The sequence below is a fragment of the Pseudomonas sp. PvP100 genome, from assembly GCF_017833055.1.
Taxonomy (GTDB): Bacteria; Pseudomonadota; Gammaproteobacteria; order Pseudomonadales; family Pseudomonadaceae; genus Aquipseudomonas; species Aquipseudomonas syringae.
The window spans coordinates 3,506,385-3,525,739 of the sequence record NZ_JAFIBO010000001.1; the positions used below are offsets into that span (position 1 = coordinate 3,506,385).

Here is a 19,355-nt window from a genome sequence, read left to right on the forward strand (position 1 = left end):
GCTCCCGCGCGGCGACATCCTACCAGTCAGCGCTCGAAAGAGGTCAACCGGCTTTCAAGTGAGCCTGCGCTTACTTGTGGTCTTTTACTTCTTCAAACTCGGCGTCGACGACATCGTCAGCCTTGGCAGTTTCTTCAGCTGGCTTGGCCGCAGCGTCCGGGTTTTCAGCCTGCTCGGCGTACATCTTCTGAGCGATTGGCGCGGAAACCTTCGACAGCTCTTCGACCTTGGCTTCAATGGCAGCCTTGTCGTCGCCTTTGATAGCGGCTTCCAGAGCAACCAGTGCAGCTTCTACCGCAGTCTTCTCTTCAGCGGTGACCTTGTCGCCCGCGTCAGCGATCATCTTGCGAGTCGAGTGGACCAGCGCATCACCCTGGTTACGGGCAGAGGCCAGCTCTTCGAACTTGCGATCTTCTTCGGAGTTGACCTCAGCATCGCGAACCATCTGCTGAATTTCTTCCTCGGACAGACCGGAGTTGGCCTTGATCACGATGGACTGCTGCTTGCCGGTGGCCTTGTCTTTCGCGCCAACGTGCAGGATGCCGTTTGCGTCGATGTCGAAGGTCACTTCGATCTGTGGCACGCCACGTGGAGCAGGTGGAATCTCGGCCAGGTCGAACTTGCCCAGAGACTTGTTCTGACCGGCTTGCTTACGCTCGCCCTGCAGGACGTGGATGGTTACCGCGTTCTGGTTGTCATCGGCAGTCGAGAACACCTGGGATTTCTTGGTAGGAATCGTGGTGTTTTTCTCGATCAGCGCAGTCATCACGCCGCCCATGGTTTCAATACCCAGAGTCAGCGGGCTGACGTCCAGCAGCAGAACGTCTTTGACGTCACCGGCCAAGACTGCGCCCTGAATGGCAGCACCCATGGCAACGGCTTCGTCAGGGTTGACGTCTTTACGTGCTTCTTTGCCGAAGAACTCGGTCACCAGCTTCTGAACCAGCGGCATACGCGTCTGACCACCGACCAGAATCACGTCGTTGATCTTGCTTCTGTCGATGCCAGCATCTTTCAGCGCCATTTCGCATGGAGCGATGGTGCGCTGAACCAGGTCTTCAACCAGCGATTCCAGCTTGGAGCGGGAGATCTTCACTACCAGGTGCTTAGGACCGGTTGCGTCTGCAGTGATGTACGGCAGGTTGACTTCGGTCTGGGTGCTGGAAGACAGCTCGATCTTGGCTTTTTCGGCAGCTTCTTTCAGACGCTGCATGGCCAGCGGATCACCCTTGAGGTTCATGCCGCTTTCTTTCTTGAATTCGTCGACGAAGTAGTCGATCAGACGAATGTCGAAGTCTTCACCACCCAGGAACGTGTCACCGTTGGTGGCCAACACTTCGAACTGGTGCTCGCCATCGACTTCGGCGATCTCGATGACCGAGACGTCGAAAGTACCGCCACCCAGGTCATAAACGATGACAGTGTGGTCGCCCTTGGCCTTGTCCATACCGTACGCCAGCGCAGCTGCGGTAGGTTCGTTGATGATGCGCTTGACGTCCAGACCGGCGATACGGCCAGCGTCCTTGGTAGCCTGACGCTGACTGTCGTTGAAGTAGGCCGGAACGGTGATGACCGCTTCGGTAACCGCTTCACCGAGGTAGTCTTCGGCAGTCTTTTTCATTTTCTTCAGGATTTCAGCGGAAATCTGAGGAGGCGCCATTTTCTGGCCATTCACTTCAACCCAGGCGTCACCGTTGTCAGCCTTGACGATCTTGTAAGGGACCATCTGGATGTCTTTCTGAACGACTTCCTCTTCGAACTTGCGACCGATCAGACGCTTCACCGCGTACAGGGTGTTGTGCGGGTTGGTGACCGCCTGACGCTTGGCGGACTGACCGACCAGGATCTCGCCATCATTTGCATAGGCGATGATCGAAGGTGTAGTACGAGTACCTTCAGCGTTCTCGATAACCTTGACGTTACCGTTTTCCAGAATGGAGACGCAGGAGTTGGTAGTCCCCAGGTCGATACCGATAATTCTGCCCATCTTTGACTCTCCCGAAACTTGCAAAACTTGGATTTGGTTGCCGCCAGTGCGTTGACACCGTGCGGTAGCTCTTAAACGCTTGACCTTTAAATGGGGGCCTTACAGCTGATTTCAAGCCTGCTCGTTGATTGACGGCGTTGCAGGCGATGGTGCCTTGCTGACCACGACCATGGCCGGGCGCAACAGGCGACCATTAAGCTGATAACCCTTCTGAAATACCTTGAGCACCGTGTTGGGCTCAACGTCGGCACTTTCCTGCATGGCCATCGCCTGGTGCTGGTCGGCACTGAACGGTTGGCCGTGCGGATCGATGGCTTCCAGCTGATAACGCTTGAGGGTGTCCTGGAACATCTTCAAGGTCAGCTCGATGCCCTCACGCATCGGGCGAATGCTTTCATCGTCCGGACTGGACAGATCAAGGCCTCGCTCCAGACTGTCGATGATCGGCAACAGATCACCGGCAAATTTTTCCAGCGCAAACTTGTGCGCCTTTTCAACATCCTGTTCGGCACGGCGGCGGACATTCTGCAGATCCGCAGCCACGCGAAGGGATTGGTCCTGCGCAGCGGCCAGTTGCTCTTCGAGCACCTGCACACGGGTTGTCAGTTCATCGCCCGCGCCCGCCTCGGCAGCCTGATCCTGAGCCTGCGCATCCAGATTCTGTTCGTCAGCCATACATCTTCTCCTCTAAAAACGTCCGCGATCCCGATTCGCGCTTCTGCCCACCTATATGGGATCGGATTTTCCGGCTTCAAGGGTTTCTTGTGATCGAGATACGCATTCCCTGACAAATAATCCGGATTCCGGCCCGGCAAAAAATGGCGCATTGACACAAGAGGGACTAAAAACCACTGCAGACCGATCAAATCGAGCTAAGCAAGGGCATTGTCAGCCACAAATAAAACACTGTATAAATAACCAGACAAACAGCCCGGGAGCCGCTCAATGCTGGTGCACCTTTCCGTACACAACTACGCCATTGTCGAACACCTTGACCTTGAACTGGATCGAGGCATGAGCGTCATCACCGGCGAAACCGGCGCTGGCAAGTCGATCATGCTCGACGCCCTGGGCCTGACCCTGGGCGACCGTGCCGACAGCGGCGTGGTCAGGCCAGGCGCCGACAAGGCCGACATCCTGGCCACGTTCGACCTGGGCGATATTCCCGAGGCACAGACCTGGCTCAAAGAGCGCGACCTGGACAACGACGGCCCCTGCATCCTGCGCCGGGTCATCACGGCCGAAGGTCGGTCACGCTCATATATCAACGGCTCGCCCTGCCCTCAGGGCGACCTGAAGGCGCTGGGCGAACTGCTCATCGATATTCACAGCCAGCATGAACACCAGTCGCTGCTCAAGACCGACACCCACCGACGCCTGCTCGACGAATACGCGGGTGCGACCGATCTGGCCCGCCAGGTCCATCTCGCGGCCCAGCGCTGGCGGCAGACGCGGCAGGAGCTCGAGCGCCTCTCCAATTCGGGTGACGAGCAACGCGCACGGCATCAGTTGCTGAGCTATCAGCTCGAAGAACTGGAAAGCCTGAGCCTGGGCGAAAACGAGCTCGAACAGCTCGAACAGGAACACAAGGACCTGACCAACGCCGAAAGCCTGCTGAGCATTTGCCGACAAGTGGTCGAGCAGTGCAGCGAAAGCGATTCCGGCAACGTGCTCAATGCCCTGACCGCCAGCCTGCATCGCCTTGGCAGCGTCGACCATTCCCCGTCCGCCCTGAGCGAGGCCACAGGGCTGCTGTCCAGCGCGCAGATACAGGTAGAAGAAGCGGTAGGCGAGCTGAATCGCTTTCTGGATCACTTCGATGCCGACCCTGCCCGCCTGCAACAGCTTGAAGAACGACTCGATGCTATCTATACGCTGGCGCGCAAGCACCGCATCCAGCCAGGCGAAGTGGCGACACTGCAACAAAAGCTGCTGGATGAAATAGAAACGCTGAATGCGAACGACGAATCCATCGAACGGCTGGAGCATGAAGTGCAGGCATTCGCGCGGCACTATCAGGATAAAGCCCGCGAGCTGAGCGACCTGCGTCACAATTCGGCGACGAAACTGGCCAGCGCCGTAGAACAGGAAATTCATCGTCTGGGTATGCCCGGCGGTCGTTTCCAGATCGACCTCAAAGCCAACGCCAGCGTAGAACCCTCGCCTCACGGCCTGGAGCAGGTAGAGCTATTGGTCAGCGCCAACCCCGGCCAACCATTGAAAGCGCTGGCGAAAGTCGCGTCGGGTGGTGAGCTGTCGCGCATCAGCCTGGCGATTCAGGTCATCACTGCGCAAACCTCGCGGGTGCCGACGCTGGTATTCGACGAAGTGGATGTGGGGATTGGCGGACCGACCGCCGAGATCGTGGGGCAACTGCTGCGTCGCCTTGGCGAGCGCGGCCAGGTCATGACCGTCACTCACCTGCCGCAGGTCGCGGCGCAGGGCCACCAGCACCTGTTCGTGCATAAGGTGCGGGACAACGACGCAACGCGCACAGCCGTATCCAGGCTCAGCAAGACTGAACGTATAGAAGAAGTCGCCCGCATGCTGGGCGGCATCGACCTGACCAAGGAATCCCTGGCGCACGCCAAAAAGATGGTCGTTACGGCTAAAAGCTGAGCGATAGAAAGCACAAAGGCGACCGCGGTCGCCCCTGTTGCTGATTACGCCTTCTTGTTACGGACGTAGAGCACCAGATTGTGGTCCACCAGGTCAAAGCCGTGTCTTTCGACGATGGCTTTCTGAAGCTTCTCGATTTCTTCGTCGAAGAATTCGATCACCTCACCCGATTCCACGTTGACCATGTGGTCGTGGTGGCCGCCATCAGCCAGCTCGAACACAGCATGACCGCCGTCGAAATTGTGGCGCACCACCAGTCCAGCGGACTCGAACTGAGTCAGAACACGGTAAACCGTGGCCAGACCGACGTCCTCGCTGGCCTCCATGAGAGCCTTGTAGACATCCTCGGCACTCATGTGGCGTTGTTCTGCAGAATCGAGCATTTGCAGTATTTTGACCCGCGGCAAGGTTACCTTGAGTCCTACTTTACGTAGTTCGTTATTTTCAACCATGGTCAGCTTTCTCGCAGACGCTGCTTCGCAGCTTCTCTTAATGCAGGTATGATCGGAGTTTACGTTGTCCCAGCCAAGATAGTGGAAGTCGCCCACCGATGCAAAACACCAAGCTCTTGCTAACCAGTTTCACCTTCGTGGGACTGCTCGCACTCGCCGGTTGTTCATTCCCCGGGGTTTACAAAATCGACATCCAGCAGGGTAATGTCGTCACGCAGGACATGATAGACCAGTTACGCCCCGGAATGACCCGGCGGCAAGTACGGTTTATCATGGGCAACCCCCTGCTGACCGACACTTTCCACTCCGATCGGTGGGATTACCTGTACAGCCTGCAGCCAGGTGGCGGTGAACGCCAGCAGGAGCGTGTCAGCCTTATATTCAACGGCAATGACCAGCTCGTGAGCCTGTCTGGCGACTTCATGCCCGGCGTCAGCCGCGATGAAGCCATTCTCGGCAAGGGCAGCGACACCACTGCCCCGGCAGAGAACCAGCCAGTGCAGCAGCCTGAGGAACCGGCCAAGCCAGGTTCGTTGCTGGATACAATCCAGAAGGACGTGGACAGCGTCGAGACAGTACCGGTCCCGACCCAGGAGCCGCTGGACACCAACACCCGGTAGTCCAAAGCGCCCAACAAAAAGCCCGGCATGCCGGGCTTTTTTGTGTCTTCCATTCAGCGCGCGTTCAGCCCGAGCTCAGCCGAGAGGCGTTCTTTTCTCACGCGCCTTGGCCGCGCGAAGACGTCTGATCTCCATCGGGTCGGCCACCAGCGGACGATAGATCTCTATCCGCTCCCCCGCCTCCAGCACCCGCGCAGCAGGATCAGCCACCACCTTGCCGAAGATACCGACGGCGCATTGGCTCAGATCCAGCTCGGGAAACTCCTTGTCCATACCGCTGAGCGCCAGCGCCTGACGTACCGAAGAGCCGGCCGGGACATCGACCGTCTTCAATACCTGGCGCTGCACTGAGGCGTAAACCACCTCTATCTGAATCGATGCGTCAGCCATGCAGCTCTTTCGCTCGCTGGCAGAACGCATCCACCAGCGTGTTGGCTGCCTGATTGAACAGCGGCCCCAGCGTGGCGCGGACGATAGTGCCGGCATAATCGAAGGACAGATCCAGACTGATCTTGCAGGCTTTCTCGCCCAACGGCTTGAACGTCCAGACACCGTGAAACTGTTCGAACGGCCCTTCGACCAGGTCCATCACGATCGACTCGCCGGGAACCAGCGTGTTGCGCGTCATGAACTTCTGGCTCAGACCACCCTTGGCGATCTCCAGGCTGGCGCGCATCTGCGCCTCACTGGCTTCAACCACGGTAGCGGACGAGCACCACGGCAGGAACTCGGGATAACGAGCCACATCATTGACCAGGTCATAAAGGAACCCGGCCGGGTACGGCAGTAAAGCAGAGCGTTGTATATGCGTAGTCATGTGAGCGTCATTTCCAGAGCTGAGCGGCAAACACCACAAGAATGCCGAGCGGCGCCACGTAGCGCATCAAAAAGTACGTCAGGTTGAAGAGCAGCGGACTGCGAATCGACAATTCGTCGCGCACCGTCTCACGGCCCATCACCCAACCAGCGAATACTACAAAACACAACCCACCCAGCGGCAACATGATCCGCGAAGTGAAGAAATCAATGACTCCGAAGAAGTCCAGGCCAGTCGATGCGCCCCATTGATAGAGATGGAATGCGCCTCCATCGTTCACGAAAAACTTGGCTTTTTGCCAGATATTGAACGAGAACACCGTGCCCAAGCCCACAAACCAGCAGGTAAAGGCCAACCAGAACGTCACCCAGGCGCGGCGAATACGGGTGCGCTCGACCAGGTAGGCAACCATCGGCTCAAGCAACGAAATCGCCGAACTCCAGGCTGCAACGGCCACCAACACGAAGAACACGATGCCCATCAACTGGCCGAACGCGACGTTGCCGAATGCATACGGCAGCGTGACGAACATCAGGCCCGGCCCCTCGCTGGGGTTCAGGCCTGCGGCGAACACGATCGGGAACAGCGCAAGGCCGGCCAACAGCGAAACGAAGGTATCGAGCAACGCGATGCCGACGACAGTGCTGCTGATCGACGCGCCTTTGGTCATGTACGCGCCGTAGACCATGATCGAGCCAACACCGACGCTCAGGGAAAAGAACGCATGGCCCATCGCAGGCAGCAAGCCATCCAGCACCTTCTCGGGATTGAAGTCGAACATGAAATGCACGCCTTCCATGAAATGCCCGGTGGTCAGGCTATAGCCCAACAGCGCGAGCATCAGCAGGAAAAGCATTGGCATCATGATGCGCAGACTCTTCTCCAGCCCGGCCTCGACACCTTTGCCGATCACCACCGCCGACAGCAGCATGAAAATCGTGTGCCACAGAATCAGACGCCACGGGTCGGCAATCACCGCACCGAAATAAGCACCGACCTGATCCGGCGACACACCCTGAAAGTCGCCGCGCCCCATGTCGATGATGTAATCCAGCGACCAGCCGCCCACCACACTATAAAAGGAGAGAATCAGCAGCGCCGTGATCATCCCGGCAAACGCACCCCAAGACCAGCGCGGCGAATGCCCCGCTTCCTGCGCCAGCGTCTTGAGCGCATTCGCAGGACTGAGCCGGGAACGACGGCCAATCAGCGTCTCGGCGATCATGACCGGAATACCGATCAGCGCGATGCACGCCAGAAAAACCAGTACAAATGCACCGCCGCCATAGGCACCGACCATGTACGGAAATTTCCAGATACTGCCCAGCCCCACAGCAGAGCCGGTGGCAGCCAGGATGAACACCCAGCGACTTGCCCAGCTACCGTGGACCGAAACCTTGTCCGTCGACATTATCGAAACGCCCAGCCAAAAAAGATCGCGCATTGTCCGGGATTCAACCTTTGTGCTCAAGCACGCGCTTTCCCGTAGCCGACATTGATGCAACTGCCTATAATGCGCCCCCTATGGCTAAGCTCAAGAAACACCCTACAGGGACCATCGCGCAAAATAAGAAAGCGCGTCACGATTACTTCATCGAACACAAGTTCGAGGCCGGTCTGGTCCTGTCTGGCTGGGAAGTAAAAAGCCTGCGTGCCACCAAGGTACAGCTGGTCGACAGTTATGTGCTGCTCAAGGATGGCGAGGCCTGGCTGATGGGTTGCCACATCACGCCTCTCAAGACTGCCAGCACACACGTCATCGCTGACCCGACACGCACCCGCAAACTGCTGCTGAACAAGCGCGAGCTCGAAAAGCTCACCAGCTCGGTTCAGCAGAAAGGCTATGCCTGCGTCGCCCTTTCCGTTTACTGGAAGGAGCACCTGGTCAAGTGCGAAATTGCGCTGGGTAAAGGCAAGAAGGAATACGACAAGCGTCACACCGAACGCGAACGCGATTCGGACCGTGAACTCCAGCGTGCCGTGCGCTCCAAGGGCAAGGAAGACTAGTTCCCGGCGCTGGCGTGTGCCAGATGTCCTGACCCGGACATTTGGCACTTCATATCGACCCCTTTACCCCCATACCCCGCCCCACCGCCTGCTTCAACCCGTTCGATACCTCCAAGCGAAGATCGCCTCATTTTGGTGCTTGAATGCGCAATGTGGCTATTTCGCAGTATTCCGAAAATAAAATAGAACGCCTGCGTTACACCACAGTCAATCCTTTAGGCCCAACTATTAAACGGGCTTTCAAACCCCTCGGGCGACGGCCTCAAATACCGGCCATACCGAGTCCACAGGTTACAAGGAGAGACACATGAAGCGTACCGCCCTCACTGGATTGTTCCTCAGCGCCGCCCTGTTGGCTTCGCCGGTTTTTGCCGCCGATGATCTGTGCGCAGCGAACATCAAGACCATCGAAAACGCTAACACTTCGTCCAGCACCAACTTGAGCCCAGAAAACAAGACAATGCTCGAGACGACTGTGAAGAACGCCAAAGCGGCCCAAGCGCAGAACGACGAGAAAAAATGCGTCGAGATCACCACCAAGACGCTCACTGCACTGAAAAACACCGGTTCGGGCAGCGAAGGCACCAAGTAAACCTTCGAGCAGGCCAGCCACCCAGGCTGGCCTGAACGATTGCAGCAGACGGGTCGACGTGTCACGCCAATTGGCGTACACTGCGCCCCAGCGATTGCGAAAGCAGTCTCGGGGCCGATTTGGATTCGACGCCGGTGATGAAACTTTAGGTGCATGCCGAGTTGGTAACAGAACTCGTAAATCCACTGTTGCAACTTTCTATAGTTGCCAATGACGAAACCTACGGGGAATACGCTCTCGCCGCGTAAGCGGTGCTAGCCTTCCTTCTGGTAGCTTCGGCTCCAGCAATCATCAGGGGATGCCTGTAAACCCGAAATGATTGTCATATAGAACAGGATCGTCGCCTAGTACGTTGTGGACGAAGCGACTAAAACTTACACAACTCGCCCAAAGCACCCTGCCCGTCGGGTCGCTGAGGGTTAACTTAATAGACACGGCTAAGCATGTAGTACCGACAGCGGAGTACTGGCGGACGGGGGTTCAAATCCCCCCGGCTCCACCAAATTGCAAATGAAGACGCCTCAGGGCGTCTTTTTTTGTGGGTGAGATTCTGTGGACTCGCACACAAGCCTGCCTTCAATGCAGCATCATCGATGAGAAGCTACTTTTCGTAAGGAGCATAGCTCGCGCACCGTAAGGGCCTGGCTTTGCGATTTCAGGTGGTCACGTCACGGAACGTCAACCCGCACACGCAAAAGGTGCTTGACGACGAATCTCAAATGTATGAGTTGTGCTATCGTACGACGTCAATGAATTACATTAAGAGATATTCCAAGGAGCTGGAATGAGTATTGATGCATATCTTTGGATTGATGGCATTAGCGGAGAGTCTACGGACTCTGACTGCAAAAACTGGATTGAGATTAGCACATTTTGCCTATCAGCCTCTCAATCAGTGTCTAGGACTGCAAGCTCGGCAGGCGGGGCTACCGTAGCCAAGGTCTATTTAAGCGACTTCAGTATTGTAAAACTCGCTGACAGTGCGACTCCAAAAATCCTCGAAGCCTGTTGCGCTGGTCGACATATCAAGCAGATGAAGCTGTATGTACGTCGTGCGGGCGGTGATAAGCAAAAATATCTGGAATACGTATTTGACGAAGTCATAGTAAGCGGCGTCGTATCCGGCAATCTATTTGAGCGGTCGCCCTCAAACTTTCCTGAGGAGGTAGTTAGATTTAATTACGCCAAGATCAGCATGCAGTATTCACAGCAAAGCCGAACCACAGGCTTGATAATTGGACAGATCTCCGGCGGCTGGGATCAAGTAAAAAATAGCACTTACGCATAAGGATGGTTTAAGTGGCTAGAATATATTGTTACGACGGCGACTGCGGATTAACTGCAAATGAGCTGCTATTTGTAATTGCCACAGAGGTGGCAATGGATGAATTTGGATTGGACGATGCGGGGGCTGCATTAGCCATCGTCTTAGGTGCCAACATAATACCAACCAGAACAAAGCCTGGCGGAGCGATTAACAACACTTCCATCATGTCCATAGTCATGCGACGCACTCTAAACAACCGCAGGTTTCCTGGAAGCTTCAGAGCACCCTCTCTTACAGGATGGTTTCCGCCACACCTACGATGGACACGCAGCATTGGCGGTTTCATCGCACGGGCAACACCGGTTATCGGATGGTCTTATACTGCATACGAACTGGGTAAGATAGGATACGTAACAGTGAACACCTACAACTCCATCGTAGATGAACAAGATCAGGTTTTTTAAGATGGATAAAAATGATCTGAACCATGAAGTACTTAATTACCTCATAGAGAGAATTTACTTTTATGTTGGATTCGGAAAAAAGGCATTTGAAACACTTAGCCTCGCCACCAGAGCCAGTTGGGATCTAGGGCTTGACGGTGACGATGCCAGTGCTTTCATGGAAGATTTTTTCGAATACTTTGGCGTTGACCCCGGCGACTACGACCACTATCGTTACTTCAAGCCAGAAGGGACTGACATTTTCGTGTTCTTCAGATCTAAAGATCGGCGTGCAAAGACAGTAATGACGTTAGGCATGCTTTATAAAGCAGCCCAAATGAAGGCATGGAACTGCGACACTCTTGAGAAAGCAAGCTTTAGCAGCTTGCCAATTTACAACAAAACCGAAGAAATTCCTATTACGGGCTTCAGCATAAATACCAGGTAATATTTATATTAGACCCACCTACACAGCAACTATATCTAAGGAGCCTCTTTTGAAAAACCCTCTGATAAGTGAGAAAACTACGTTTTCACTCGGTGATCTCTCAACCCCCTACAAAGCTTCCGACTTTTGGGGCTGGGCTTTTTCAAACATGTCTGTTCCTATGCTGCGCGGAGTATTGATCGAGTACATCTTAGTTCAGCACTTCATTGAAAACATTGATAAAATCATTGGCAAAACGGTACGAACCCTAACCACTTGGCATCCGCGCAAAGGTGATCTCGAAAAAAGCATTCGTGAGCACTACGAGAGCCAACCTCACGGTGATGTGTTCGACCTTCAGCTAACTTGGGGCACGACGTGTGAATTTAAAACCACTAGAGCGCCCAAAACATGGAGTATAAGCAAGACAACTTATTGGAACCCTCTGAAAGATGCAAACTGCTGGACTTATGGTTTTCCAGCACAGATTTATATTTTGGCAGTGCTTGAGAGCGAAGCAGAACTGAGAGGTGATGTGCTCGATTTGGGATTACTAAATTTCTATATCCGGACAGGCCGCGCGCTGGACAAAAGTGTGGGGGACCGGCCTAGTGCACGATTCTCCGACTTTTCAGAGGGCGAACCTCTTATCTGCACATTTGATAAGCTCATCGAGAAAATTGCCGAAGTTCAGAAAAATAGGCTTACCGAAATTTTGGAAAAGATAGAACCCGGATGGAAGCTTGATCATAGCGCGTACAAAAACACCTATCCGCTAGCTGTAGAACTTCCTGAAGGCGTTCAGGCAGGGCTTTACGAACAAGATACAAACGAGCTAGTTGAAATAATCGATGTTCCCTGGCGCCCTAACACGACACCAGGCTGGCGAGATTGGGAGCAAGCGGGTTTCCAATATGTGCATATGCTAAGCCCAAAAAATTCGAGGTAGTCGCTCTTTTTTAACAATAGCCCTGTTGAAGATGTTCGCTTCTGGCTGAAACACCAGCTCCCAGCGCATTCGTTCATACCCCCATGTTCATTGATGGGTGGCATACCGGTGCTAGCTCATAAGTCAGGCCACACGCTGAGCCAGACTTGTGGCCGACTTCTGAGTGCCTGCCTTCACCGCCTGTTAAATAGACGCCGGTATGGGGCGGATAGCGACGACCTGGCCTCAACCGTCGCTTATCCAAGCCAGATATCGGTCTGCTCTGCCATCTCAAGGGCATCGTCTACGTCAATTCCCATATACCTGACAGGCACCGTTTCTGCGCGCGGCAACTACGCGGATGGAGCAAACCGACGCACCTAAGGATTAGAAGCGTACTCTTTCCGGGCGTACTGTGCTGCGTGTCAGCCTAGCGTGCCAATACTGGCAGCATGCCTTCAGCCCGATCTGGTAAAGTCCACGGCACGCCATAGGGACATAGCCAGTCATGGACAAGAAATCACTTTCCGAGCGCGACATCTGCAGCAAGTACATCGCCCCAGCCGTTCAGCAAGCTGGATGGGACATGCACAAGCAGGTGCGCGAGGAAGTCAGCTTTACCAAAGGCCGCATTATCGTCCGGGGCAAACTGCACAGCCGTGGTGAAGCACGCCGCGCAGACTTCATCCTCTACCATCAGGCCAACCTGCCTATCGCTGTAATCGAGGCAAAGGACAACAAGCACTCTATTGGCTCCGGCATGCAGCAAGCTCTGGGCTATGCAGAGGCGCTGGACGTACCGTTCGTGTTCTCCAGCAATGGCGATGGCTTCCTGTTTCACGACCGTAGTGGCACAGGCGGCCAGGTAGAAACCGAACTTACCCTTGATCAATTCCCCAGCCCTGCAGAACTTTGGCACCGCTACTGCCAGTGGAAGGGGCTGGATACAACAGCCCAACACAAGATAGAAGCGCCCTACTACGACGACGGCTCCGGGCGCATGCCGCGCTATTACCAGATGAATGCCATCAACCGCACCGTCGAGGCTGTGGCGCGCGGCCAAGACCGTATCCTGCTGGTGATGGCTACGGGCACCGGCAAGACATACACAGCCTTCCAAATCATCTGGCGACTGTGGAAATCGAAACAGAAGAAACGCATCCTGTTTCTGGCCGACCGCAACATCCTGGTCGACCAGACCAAAAACAACGACTTCAAGCCCTTCGGCCAGGCGATGACCAAAATTGCCAAACGCCAGATCGATACCTCCTATGAGATCTACCTGTCGCTCTATCAGGCCGTCACCGGCACTGATGAAGAGATGAACATCTACAAGCAGTTCTCCCGCGACTTCTTCGACCTGATCGTGATCGACGAATGCCATCGTGGCAGCGCCTCCGAGGATTCAGCCTGGCGTGAAATCCTCGACTACTTCTCCAGCGCCACCCATGTCGGCCTTACCGCCACACCGAAGGAGACCAAAGAGGTATCCAGCATCACTTACTTCGGTGAACCGATTTACAGCTACACCTTGAAGCAAGGCATCGAAGACGGCTTTCTCGCCCCCTACAAAGTGGTGCGCATCGACTTCGACAAAGACCTGCAAGGCTGGCGGCCCCCCAAAGGCATGCTCGATAAAAATGGCGAGCTGATCGAAGACCGCATCTACAACCTCAAGGATATGGACCGCACCCTGGTGATCGAGGCACGCACCCAACTGGTGGCGCAGAAGGTTACCGAACTCCTCAAGGCCACGGATCCGTTTCAGAAAACCATCGTCTTCTGCGACGACATCAACCACGCCGAGCGCATGCGCCAGGCCCTGGTCAACCTTAACCCTGAGCGCGTGGCCGAGAATCGCAAATACGTCATGCGTATCACCGGCGATGATCAGGAAGGCAAGGCTGAGCTGGATAACTTCATCAACCCGGAAGAGCGCTACCCGGTGATTGCCACTACCAGCAAACTGATGACCACCGGGGTGGATGCTCAAACCTGCAAGCTGATAGTGCTCGACCAGCACATCAAATCGATGACCGAGTTCAAGCAAATCATTGGTCGCGGCACTCGCATCAACGAAGACTATGGCAAGTACTGGTTCACCATTATGGACTTCAAAAAGGCCACCGAGCTGTTTGCCGACCCTGCCTTCGACGGCGACCCGGTGGTGATCTACGCCCCAGAAGGTGATGACTCTCCCGTACCACCGGATGACCCGCTTGCCGACGAAGATGGCATCAGCGCAGGCAACGATAACGAGGGCGATGATCTAGATTTTACCGGCGAAGATGAGGGCAAAAAACGCATCAAGTACGTCATCGACAACGTCCCGATTTATGTCATCGCCGAGCGTGTGCAGTACTACGGCCCGGATGGCCGACTGATCACCGAATCGCTGCACGACTACACCCGCACCTGCGTGAAAAAGCAGTTCGCCTCACTGGATGATTTCCTCCGACGCTGGAGTGATTCCGAGCAAAAGAAAGTCATCATCGAGGAAATGGCCGTCCAGGGTGTGATGTGGGAAGCCTTGGCCGAAGAGGTGGAAAAGAAACAGGGCAAGCCGCTCGATCCGTTCGACCTGATCTGTCACGTCGCATTCGATCAGCCTGCCCTATCACGCCGCGAACGAGCCGAGCAGGTGAAAAAGCGCAACTATTTCGCCAAGTATTCTGGCGCAGCACGCCAGGTACTAGAGGCATTGCTGGATAAATACGCCGATACCGGTATCGAGCATATTGAGGACATCAAAATCCTGCAGCTCGACCCTTTCAGCCAGTTCGGTGCGCCCATCGAGCTGGTCAAGGCTTTTGGTGGCAAGGCTGGCTACAACAAGGCTATCCACGAACTGGAAGACGAACTTTACGCAAGCTAAGGGCTACGCACCGACGACATGCCAAGGCAGTCGTCCACACTATCCGGTAGAATTTCGCCCCCCTTGCGGTAAGCGTTGAGAGAACTTCATGTCCATTAGCTCCACCATCAAGTCCATCCAGGACATCATGCGCAAAGACGTTGGCGTAGACGGCGACGCCCAGCGTATCGGCCAGCTGGTTTGGCTGCTGTTCCTGAAGATCTTCGATGACCGCGAGCTGGAATGGGAATTAATGGATGACAACTACCGTTCGCCCATTCCCGACAGTTGCCGCTGGCGTACCTGGGCCGCCGATCCTGAAGGCATGACCGGCGAGGCGCTCAAGGACTTCATCGACAATAACCTTTTCCCCCAGCTGCAGAACCTTCATGAGTACAGCAGCACGCCCTCGGCCTTTGTGGTGCGCAGCGTGTTTGAAGACGCCTACAACTACATGAAATCCGGTCAGCTGCTGCGCCAGGTGATCAATAAGATTCAGGAAGGCGTGGACTTCAACAAGGCCCAGGAACGCCACGAGTTCGGCAACCTCTACGAGCAATTGCTGCGAGACCTGCAGAACGCCGGCAACGCGGGCGAGTTCTACACCCCGCGCCCGGTCACCGAATTTATGGTGCGCATGGTCGATCCCAAGCTGGATGAAAAGGTCTTAGACCCGGCCTGCGGCACCGGCGGCTTTCTCACCTGCGCCATCGAGCACAAGCGCAGCCGCTATGTAAAAACCGCCGAAGACGAACGCACACTGCAATCCAGCATCTTCGGCGTGGAGAAAAAGCCGCTGCCGCACCTGCTGGCCACCACCAATATGATCCTGCACGGCATCGAAGTGCCCAGCCAGATCCGCCACGACAACACCCTGAGCAAACCGCTGATCAGTTGGGGGCCGAGCGAACGCGTGCACTGCATCGTCGCCAACCCGCCGTTCGGCGGCATGGAAGAAGACGGTATCGAAACCAATTTCCCCGCCGCCTTTCGCACCAGGGAAACCGCCGACCTGTTTCTGGTGCTGATCATGCAGTTGCTGAAAGACGGTGGCCGCGCCGCCGTGGTGCTGCCCGATGGCTTTCTGTTTGGCGAGGGTATCAAGAGCCGCATCAAGGAAAAGCTGCTCACTGAGTGCAACCTGCACACCATCGTTCGCCTGCCCAACGGCGTGTTCAACCCCTACACCGGCATCAAGACCAACCTGCTGTTCTTCACCAAGGGCACACCAACCAAACAGGTGTGGTTCTACGAGCACCAGTACCCGGCCGGGGTAAAGAACTACTCCAAGACCCGTCCCATGCGCATCGAAGAATTCGCCGTGGAGGAAGCCTGGTGGGGCAGCGAGGACGATGGCTTTGCCGCACGGGTGGTAAACGAATTCGCCTGGCAGGTCAGTGTTGAAGAACTGCAAGCTCGCAACTGGGACCTAGACTGCAAGAACCCGCATATCGGCAAACAGGTCAGCCACGACCCGGACGTACTGCTGCGTGACTACGCCAAGCTGCAAGACGAGATCGGCGAGCTGCGCGACCAGCTCAAGACCGTGCTGGCAGAAGCCTTGGAGCGCGATGTATGACCGCGCTGCTGACCGACAACCTCCCACTGCTGGCCGGTACGCCCAATGGCATCAAAAAACTGCGCGAGCTGATTTTGGAGTTGGCGGTTTGCGGCAAGTTGGTGCCGCAAGAAGCCAATGATGAGCCGGCCAGTGAGTTGCTAAAGAAATTCGTGCCTGAAAGAGCTCAGCTGGCGGAGGATGGAAAGTTTAAAGTAGGGAAATCACTGGCGCCTATTGACAGTGCCGAGACACCTTTCAAATTGCCCGAAGGGTGGGTATGGGAGCGATTGCCGAATATTTCATTCTTTCAGGAAGGGCCTGGGATCATGGCCAAGGACTTCAGGTCCGCCGGAATTCCATTGATTCGGATTGCAGGCATGCGCAATGCATTCGTCACGTTGGATGGATGTAATTTTCTTGAAGAAGAGATGGTTAATGAAAAGTGGAATCACTTCAGACTGGAGCTGGATGACGTCATTCTTTCTTCCAGTGCGTCCTTGGGGAAGGTTGCAAAGGTCGGAAATGAAGCTGTTGGTGGTGTTGCTTACACCGGTTTGATTAGATTCAAGGTCTTTAGTGTTGTATTTGATGAATACTTAATTAGATTTCTTGGCTCAAGCGAGTTTGCGAGGCAGGTCGATAGTAATAAGAAAGGGGCGGCAATTTCTCACTTTGGTCCAACACATTTACGGAAAATGATCGTTCCAGTTCCTCCGCTCTTGGAACAACACCGTATCGTCGCTAAAGTCGATGAGCTGATGGCCCTATGCGACCGCCTGGAAGCCCGACATGCCGACGCCGAAAGCGCCCACGCCCAACTGGTGCAGGCTCTGCTCGACAGCCTGACTCAAGCCAGCGACGCCACAGACTTCGCCACCAACTGGCAACGCCTGGCCAAAAACTTCCATCCCCTGTTCATCACAGAAGCCAGCATCGACGCGCTCAAACAAACCCTGCTGCAATTGGCCGTGATTGGTAAATTGGTGCCGCAAGATGCCAACGATGAGCCAGCTGAAAAGTTGTACGAACGTATCCAAGCGGAAAGGCACCGGTTGGTGACGGAAGGAGTGCTGAAAAAACAGAAAACAATGGCGAAAATCGTGGCCGAGGACATTGAATTCACATTGCCTTCAACATGGAAATGGGTACCGCTTCTAGAAATAACGACGGGAATGGACTCAGGGTGGAGCCCCGCTTGCCTAGGCAATAGTTCGCCTTCTGATGACGTATGGGGCGTTCTCAAAACAACAGCAGTTCAAATAATGAGCTACCTAGAGCATGAAAATAAGGAGCTTCCTAGCCATCTTGAACCTCGTCCCGAGGCAGAGGCTAAGTCTGGTGACATTCTGTTCACGCGCGCGGGCCCTATGAATCGCGTAGGGATTTCCTGCCTAATTGAAAGTACGCGTCCGAAGCTAATGATTTCCGACAAAATCATCAGGTTCCACCCCGTTGAGCTAGGTGCTTATGGGCGATTTATTGCTCTTTGCTTAAACGTTGGAGAAACCGCCAAATACCTAGAGAAAGCCAAATCAGGCATGGCCGCCAGTCAAGTCAATATCTCGCAAGAAAAACTGAGAATGGCACCGATCCCGTTAGCCCCACTCTCTGAACAATACCGCATCGTCGTCAAAGTCGATCAACTGATGACCCTCTGCGACCAACTCAAAACCCGCCTAACCCAGGCCCGCCAACTCAACGAACAGTTGGCCAGCACCCTCGTCGAGCGTGCCCTTACCGAAGATGGCCAGCAGGCTCCAATTGCCACAGATCGGCAAGTAGCTCGCACCCTACTCGCAGCAGAAATCACTCATCGGCTACATAGCCAACGTACATTCGGCCAACGCAAGCTGCAGAAAGTGATTTACCTGGCGGAGCATGCAGCTAAGCTTGCCGCTATCCAGGGCGCTTACCTGCGGGACGCTGCCGGTCCGCATGATCGCCAGTTGATGAATCAGATCGAAGGTAATTTGCAAAACCGACAGTGGTACGAGCGCATCGAACGCGAAAATGTTGGCCATGCTTACCGCCCGCTCTCCCAAGCAGGGCAGCACCGGCAGGCCTATTACAGCGCCTGGCCGGTCGCTGAGCGCGCCACCATTGAGCAAGTCATCGAACTAATGCGGGCCTGGGATACGGATCGTTGCGAAATGACTGTGACGCTCTATGCCGCCTGGAACGACTTTATCCTCGAAGGTCGCCCAGTTTCCGATGAAGCCATCGTGGACGAAGTCATGCATCGCTGGAACGACACCAAGCTGCGCTTTGGCAAACCCGAATGGTTGGCGGTACTCGTAGAGATGAAGAAGCACAAAATCCTAATGCCCACCGGCTTTGGCAAACTCACCACAGGCGGCATGCTCAGCTTGCCCGGTTTCGAGTAAACAGAGATTGCTTTTGGCCGGCCCGGAAAGATACGGATACGAAGCATATTGCTCAATCCAACTCCTCGCGGTAGTCCAGTTGGTATTCCAAAGAATTTTAAAAACTCACATTAGTCAATTAAATCAAATATCTAAGATTCCAATTCAGATTACCCCGGCACATCCAAGACGCCCAAAGGCGTCTTTTTTGACCTAAAATTCAGTGAGTACTCGCCCCAAGCAGAACAGCTGCCCCCCAAGCTCATCTATGCCTTGCCAGCATCACGCGGTACTCCAAGCCTACTCGACGGCACTCTCAGGTTTATAGCCCCCATTGACACCCGCCCCAACCCCCCAGACTATAAATCAATGACCAACCCCACCGACCAAACATCATGCACACCTCAATGACCGCCTC

Annotated in this window: 17 protein-coding genes and 1 other RNA gene; 12 read left to right on the plus strand and 6 right to left on the minus strand. The window is 55.0% G+C overall.

Annotated elements, in window-relative coordinates:
- Nucleotides 1–70: 70 nt before the first annotated feature.
- Both dnaK and grpE read right to left on the minus strand, forming a co-directional pair.
- Nucleotides 71–1,987, minus strand: a complete 1,917-nt coding sequence (gene dnaK, locus JOE39_RS14955; RefSeq protein ID WP_210078597.1) for a molecular chaperone DnaK — start codon at nucleotides 1,985–1,987, stop codon at nucleotides 71–73.
- Nucleotides 1,988–2,098: 111 nt separating this feature from the next.
- Nucleotides 2,099–2,662, minus strand: coding sequence for a nucleotide exchange factor GrpE (gene grpE, locus JOE39_RS14960; RefSeq protein WP_003313642.1), 564 nt, complete (start codon nucleotides 2,660–2,662; stop codon nucleotides 2,099–2,101).
- Nucleotides 2,663–2,932: 270 nt separating this feature from the next.
- Between grpE and recN the strand changes: the two genes are divergently transcribed.
- Nucleotides 2,933–4,606, plus strand: coding sequence for a DNA repair protein RecN (gene recN / locus JOE39_RS14965; RefSeq protein WP_003418848.1), 1,674 nt, complete (start codon nucleotides 2,933–2,935; stop codon nucleotides 4,604–4,606).
- 44 nt (nucleotides 4,607–4,650) lie between these two features.
- Here recN and fur read toward each other — a convergent pair whose 3' ends face one another.
- Nucleotides 4,651–5,058, minus strand: a complete 408-nt coding sequence (gene fur, locus JOE39_RS14970) for a ferric iron uptake transcriptional regulator (protein WP_003313643.1) — start codon at nucleotides 5,056–5,058, stop codon at nucleotides 4,651–4,653.
- 98 nt (nucleotides 5,059–5,156) lie between these two features.
- Between fur and JOE39_RS14975 the strand changes: the two genes are divergently transcribed.
- A complete protein-coding gene (locus JOE39_RS14975) occupies nucleotides 5,157–5,678 on the plus strand; it encodes an outer membrane protein assembly factor BamE (RefSeq protein ID WP_003395171.1) in 522 nt (173 codons plus the stop codon).
- 75 nt (nucleotides 5,679–5,753) lie between these two features.
- On the opposite strand, the gene JOE39_RS14980 is transcribed toward JOE39_RS14975, so the two are convergent.
- Genes JOE39_RS14980 through JOE39_RS14990 form a run of 3 tightly spaced genes read right to left on the minus strand, consistent with a single transcriptional unit; the run spans nucleotide 5,754 to nucleotide 7,906 of the window.
- Entirely contained in the window at nucleotides 5,754–6,068 is a 315-nt protein-coding gene (locus JOE39_RS14980) for an RnfH family protein (protein ID WP_024664111.1), read from the minus strand.
- On the minus strand, nucleotides 6,061–6,495 hold the full coding sequence (locus tag JOE39_RS14985) for a type II toxin-antitoxin system RatA family toxin (RefSeq protein WP_003400153.1): 435 nt from the start codon (nucleotides 6,493–6,495) through the stop codon (nucleotides 6,061–6,063). Before JOE39_RS14985 ends, JOE39_RS14980 begins: the two co-directional genes overlap by 8 nt.
- A gap of 7 nt (nucleotides 6,496–6,502) precedes the next feature.
- Entirely contained in the window at nucleotides 6,503–7,906 is a 1,404-nt protein-coding gene (locus JOE39_RS14990) for a sodium-dependent transporter (RefSeq protein WP_024648070.1), read from the minus strand.
- Between the two features lie 113 nt (nucleotides 7,907–8,019).
- Between JOE39_RS14990 and smpB the strand changes: the two genes are divergently transcribed.
- The 10 genes from smpB (at nucleotide 8,020) to JOE39_RS15035 (ending at nucleotide 18,958) form a co-directional block, all read left to right on the plus strand.
- The gene (gene smpB, locus JOE39_RS14995; protein ID WP_003313649.1) at nucleotides 8,020–8,502 is read left to right on the plus strand and encodes an SsrA-binding protein SmpB; all 483 of its coding nucleotides are present in this window, start codon (nucleotides 8,020–8,022) and stop codon (nucleotides 8,500–8,502) included.
- Nucleotides 8,503–8,809: 307 nt separating this feature from the next.
- Complete coding sequence (locus tag JOE39_RS15000; protein WP_003313650.1) at nucleotides 8,810–9,094, plus strand: hypothetical protein; 285 nt, start codon at nucleotides 8,810–8,812, stop codon at nucleotides 9,092–9,094.
- Nucleotides 9,095–9,204: 110 nt separating this feature from the next.
- Nucleotides 9,205–9,596: a transfer-messenger RNA gene (gene ssrA, locus JOE39_RS15005) on the plus strand.
- A gap of 282 nt (nucleotides 9,597–9,878) precedes the next feature.
- The gene (locus JOE39_RS15010; RefSeq protein ID WP_210078596.1) at nucleotides 9,879–10,382 is read left to right on the plus strand and encodes a type VI secretion system tube protein Hcp; all 504 of its coding nucleotides are present in this window, start codon (nucleotides 9,879–9,881) and stop codon (nucleotides 10,380–10,382) included.
- An 11-nt stretch (nucleotides 10,383–10,393) separates the two neighbouring features.
- Complete coding sequence (locus tag JOE39_RS26545; RefSeq protein WP_146754867.1) at nucleotides 10,394–10,825, plus strand: STM2901 family protein; 432 nt, start codon at nucleotides 10,394–10,396, stop codon at nucleotides 10,823–10,825.
- A complete protein-coding gene (locus tag JOE39_RS15015; RefSeq protein ID WP_210078595.1) occupies nucleotides 10,803–11,252 on the plus strand; it encodes a DUF1493 family protein in 450 nt (149 codons plus the stop codon). Before JOE39_RS26545 ends, JOE39_RS15015 begins: the two co-directional genes overlap by 23 nt.
- A 49-nt stretch (nucleotides 11,253–11,301) precedes the next feature.
- Nucleotides 11,302–12,180, plus strand: a complete 879-nt coding sequence (locus JOE39_RS15020) for a hypothetical protein (protein WP_210078594.1) — start codon at nucleotides 11,302–11,304, stop codon at nucleotides 12,178–12,180.
- Between the two features lie 487 nt (nucleotides 12,181–12,667).
- A complete protein-coding gene (locus JOE39_RS15025) occupies nucleotides 12,668–15,034 on the plus strand; it encodes a DEAD/DEAH box helicase family protein (RefSeq protein WP_103362598.1) in 2,367 nt (788 codons plus the stop codon).
- Nucleotides 15,035–15,122: 88 nt separating this feature from the next.
- A complete protein-coding gene (locus JOE39_RS15030) occupies nucleotides 15,123–16,592 on the plus strand; it encodes a class I SAM-dependent DNA methyltransferase (RefSeq protein ID WP_210078593.1) in 1,470 nt (489 codons plus the stop codon).
- Nucleotides 16,589–18,958 (plus strand): restriction endonuclease subunit S, encoded by a 2,370-nt coding sequence (locus JOE39_RS15035; RefSeq protein ID WP_210078592.1) that lies wholly within the window; start codon nucleotides 16,589–16,591, stop codon nucleotides 18,956–18,958. The genes JOE39_RS15030 and JOE39_RS15035 overlap by 4 nt, the downstream gene beginning before the upstream one ends.
- The last annotated feature ends 397 nt before the right edge of the window (nucleotides 18,959–19,355 follow it).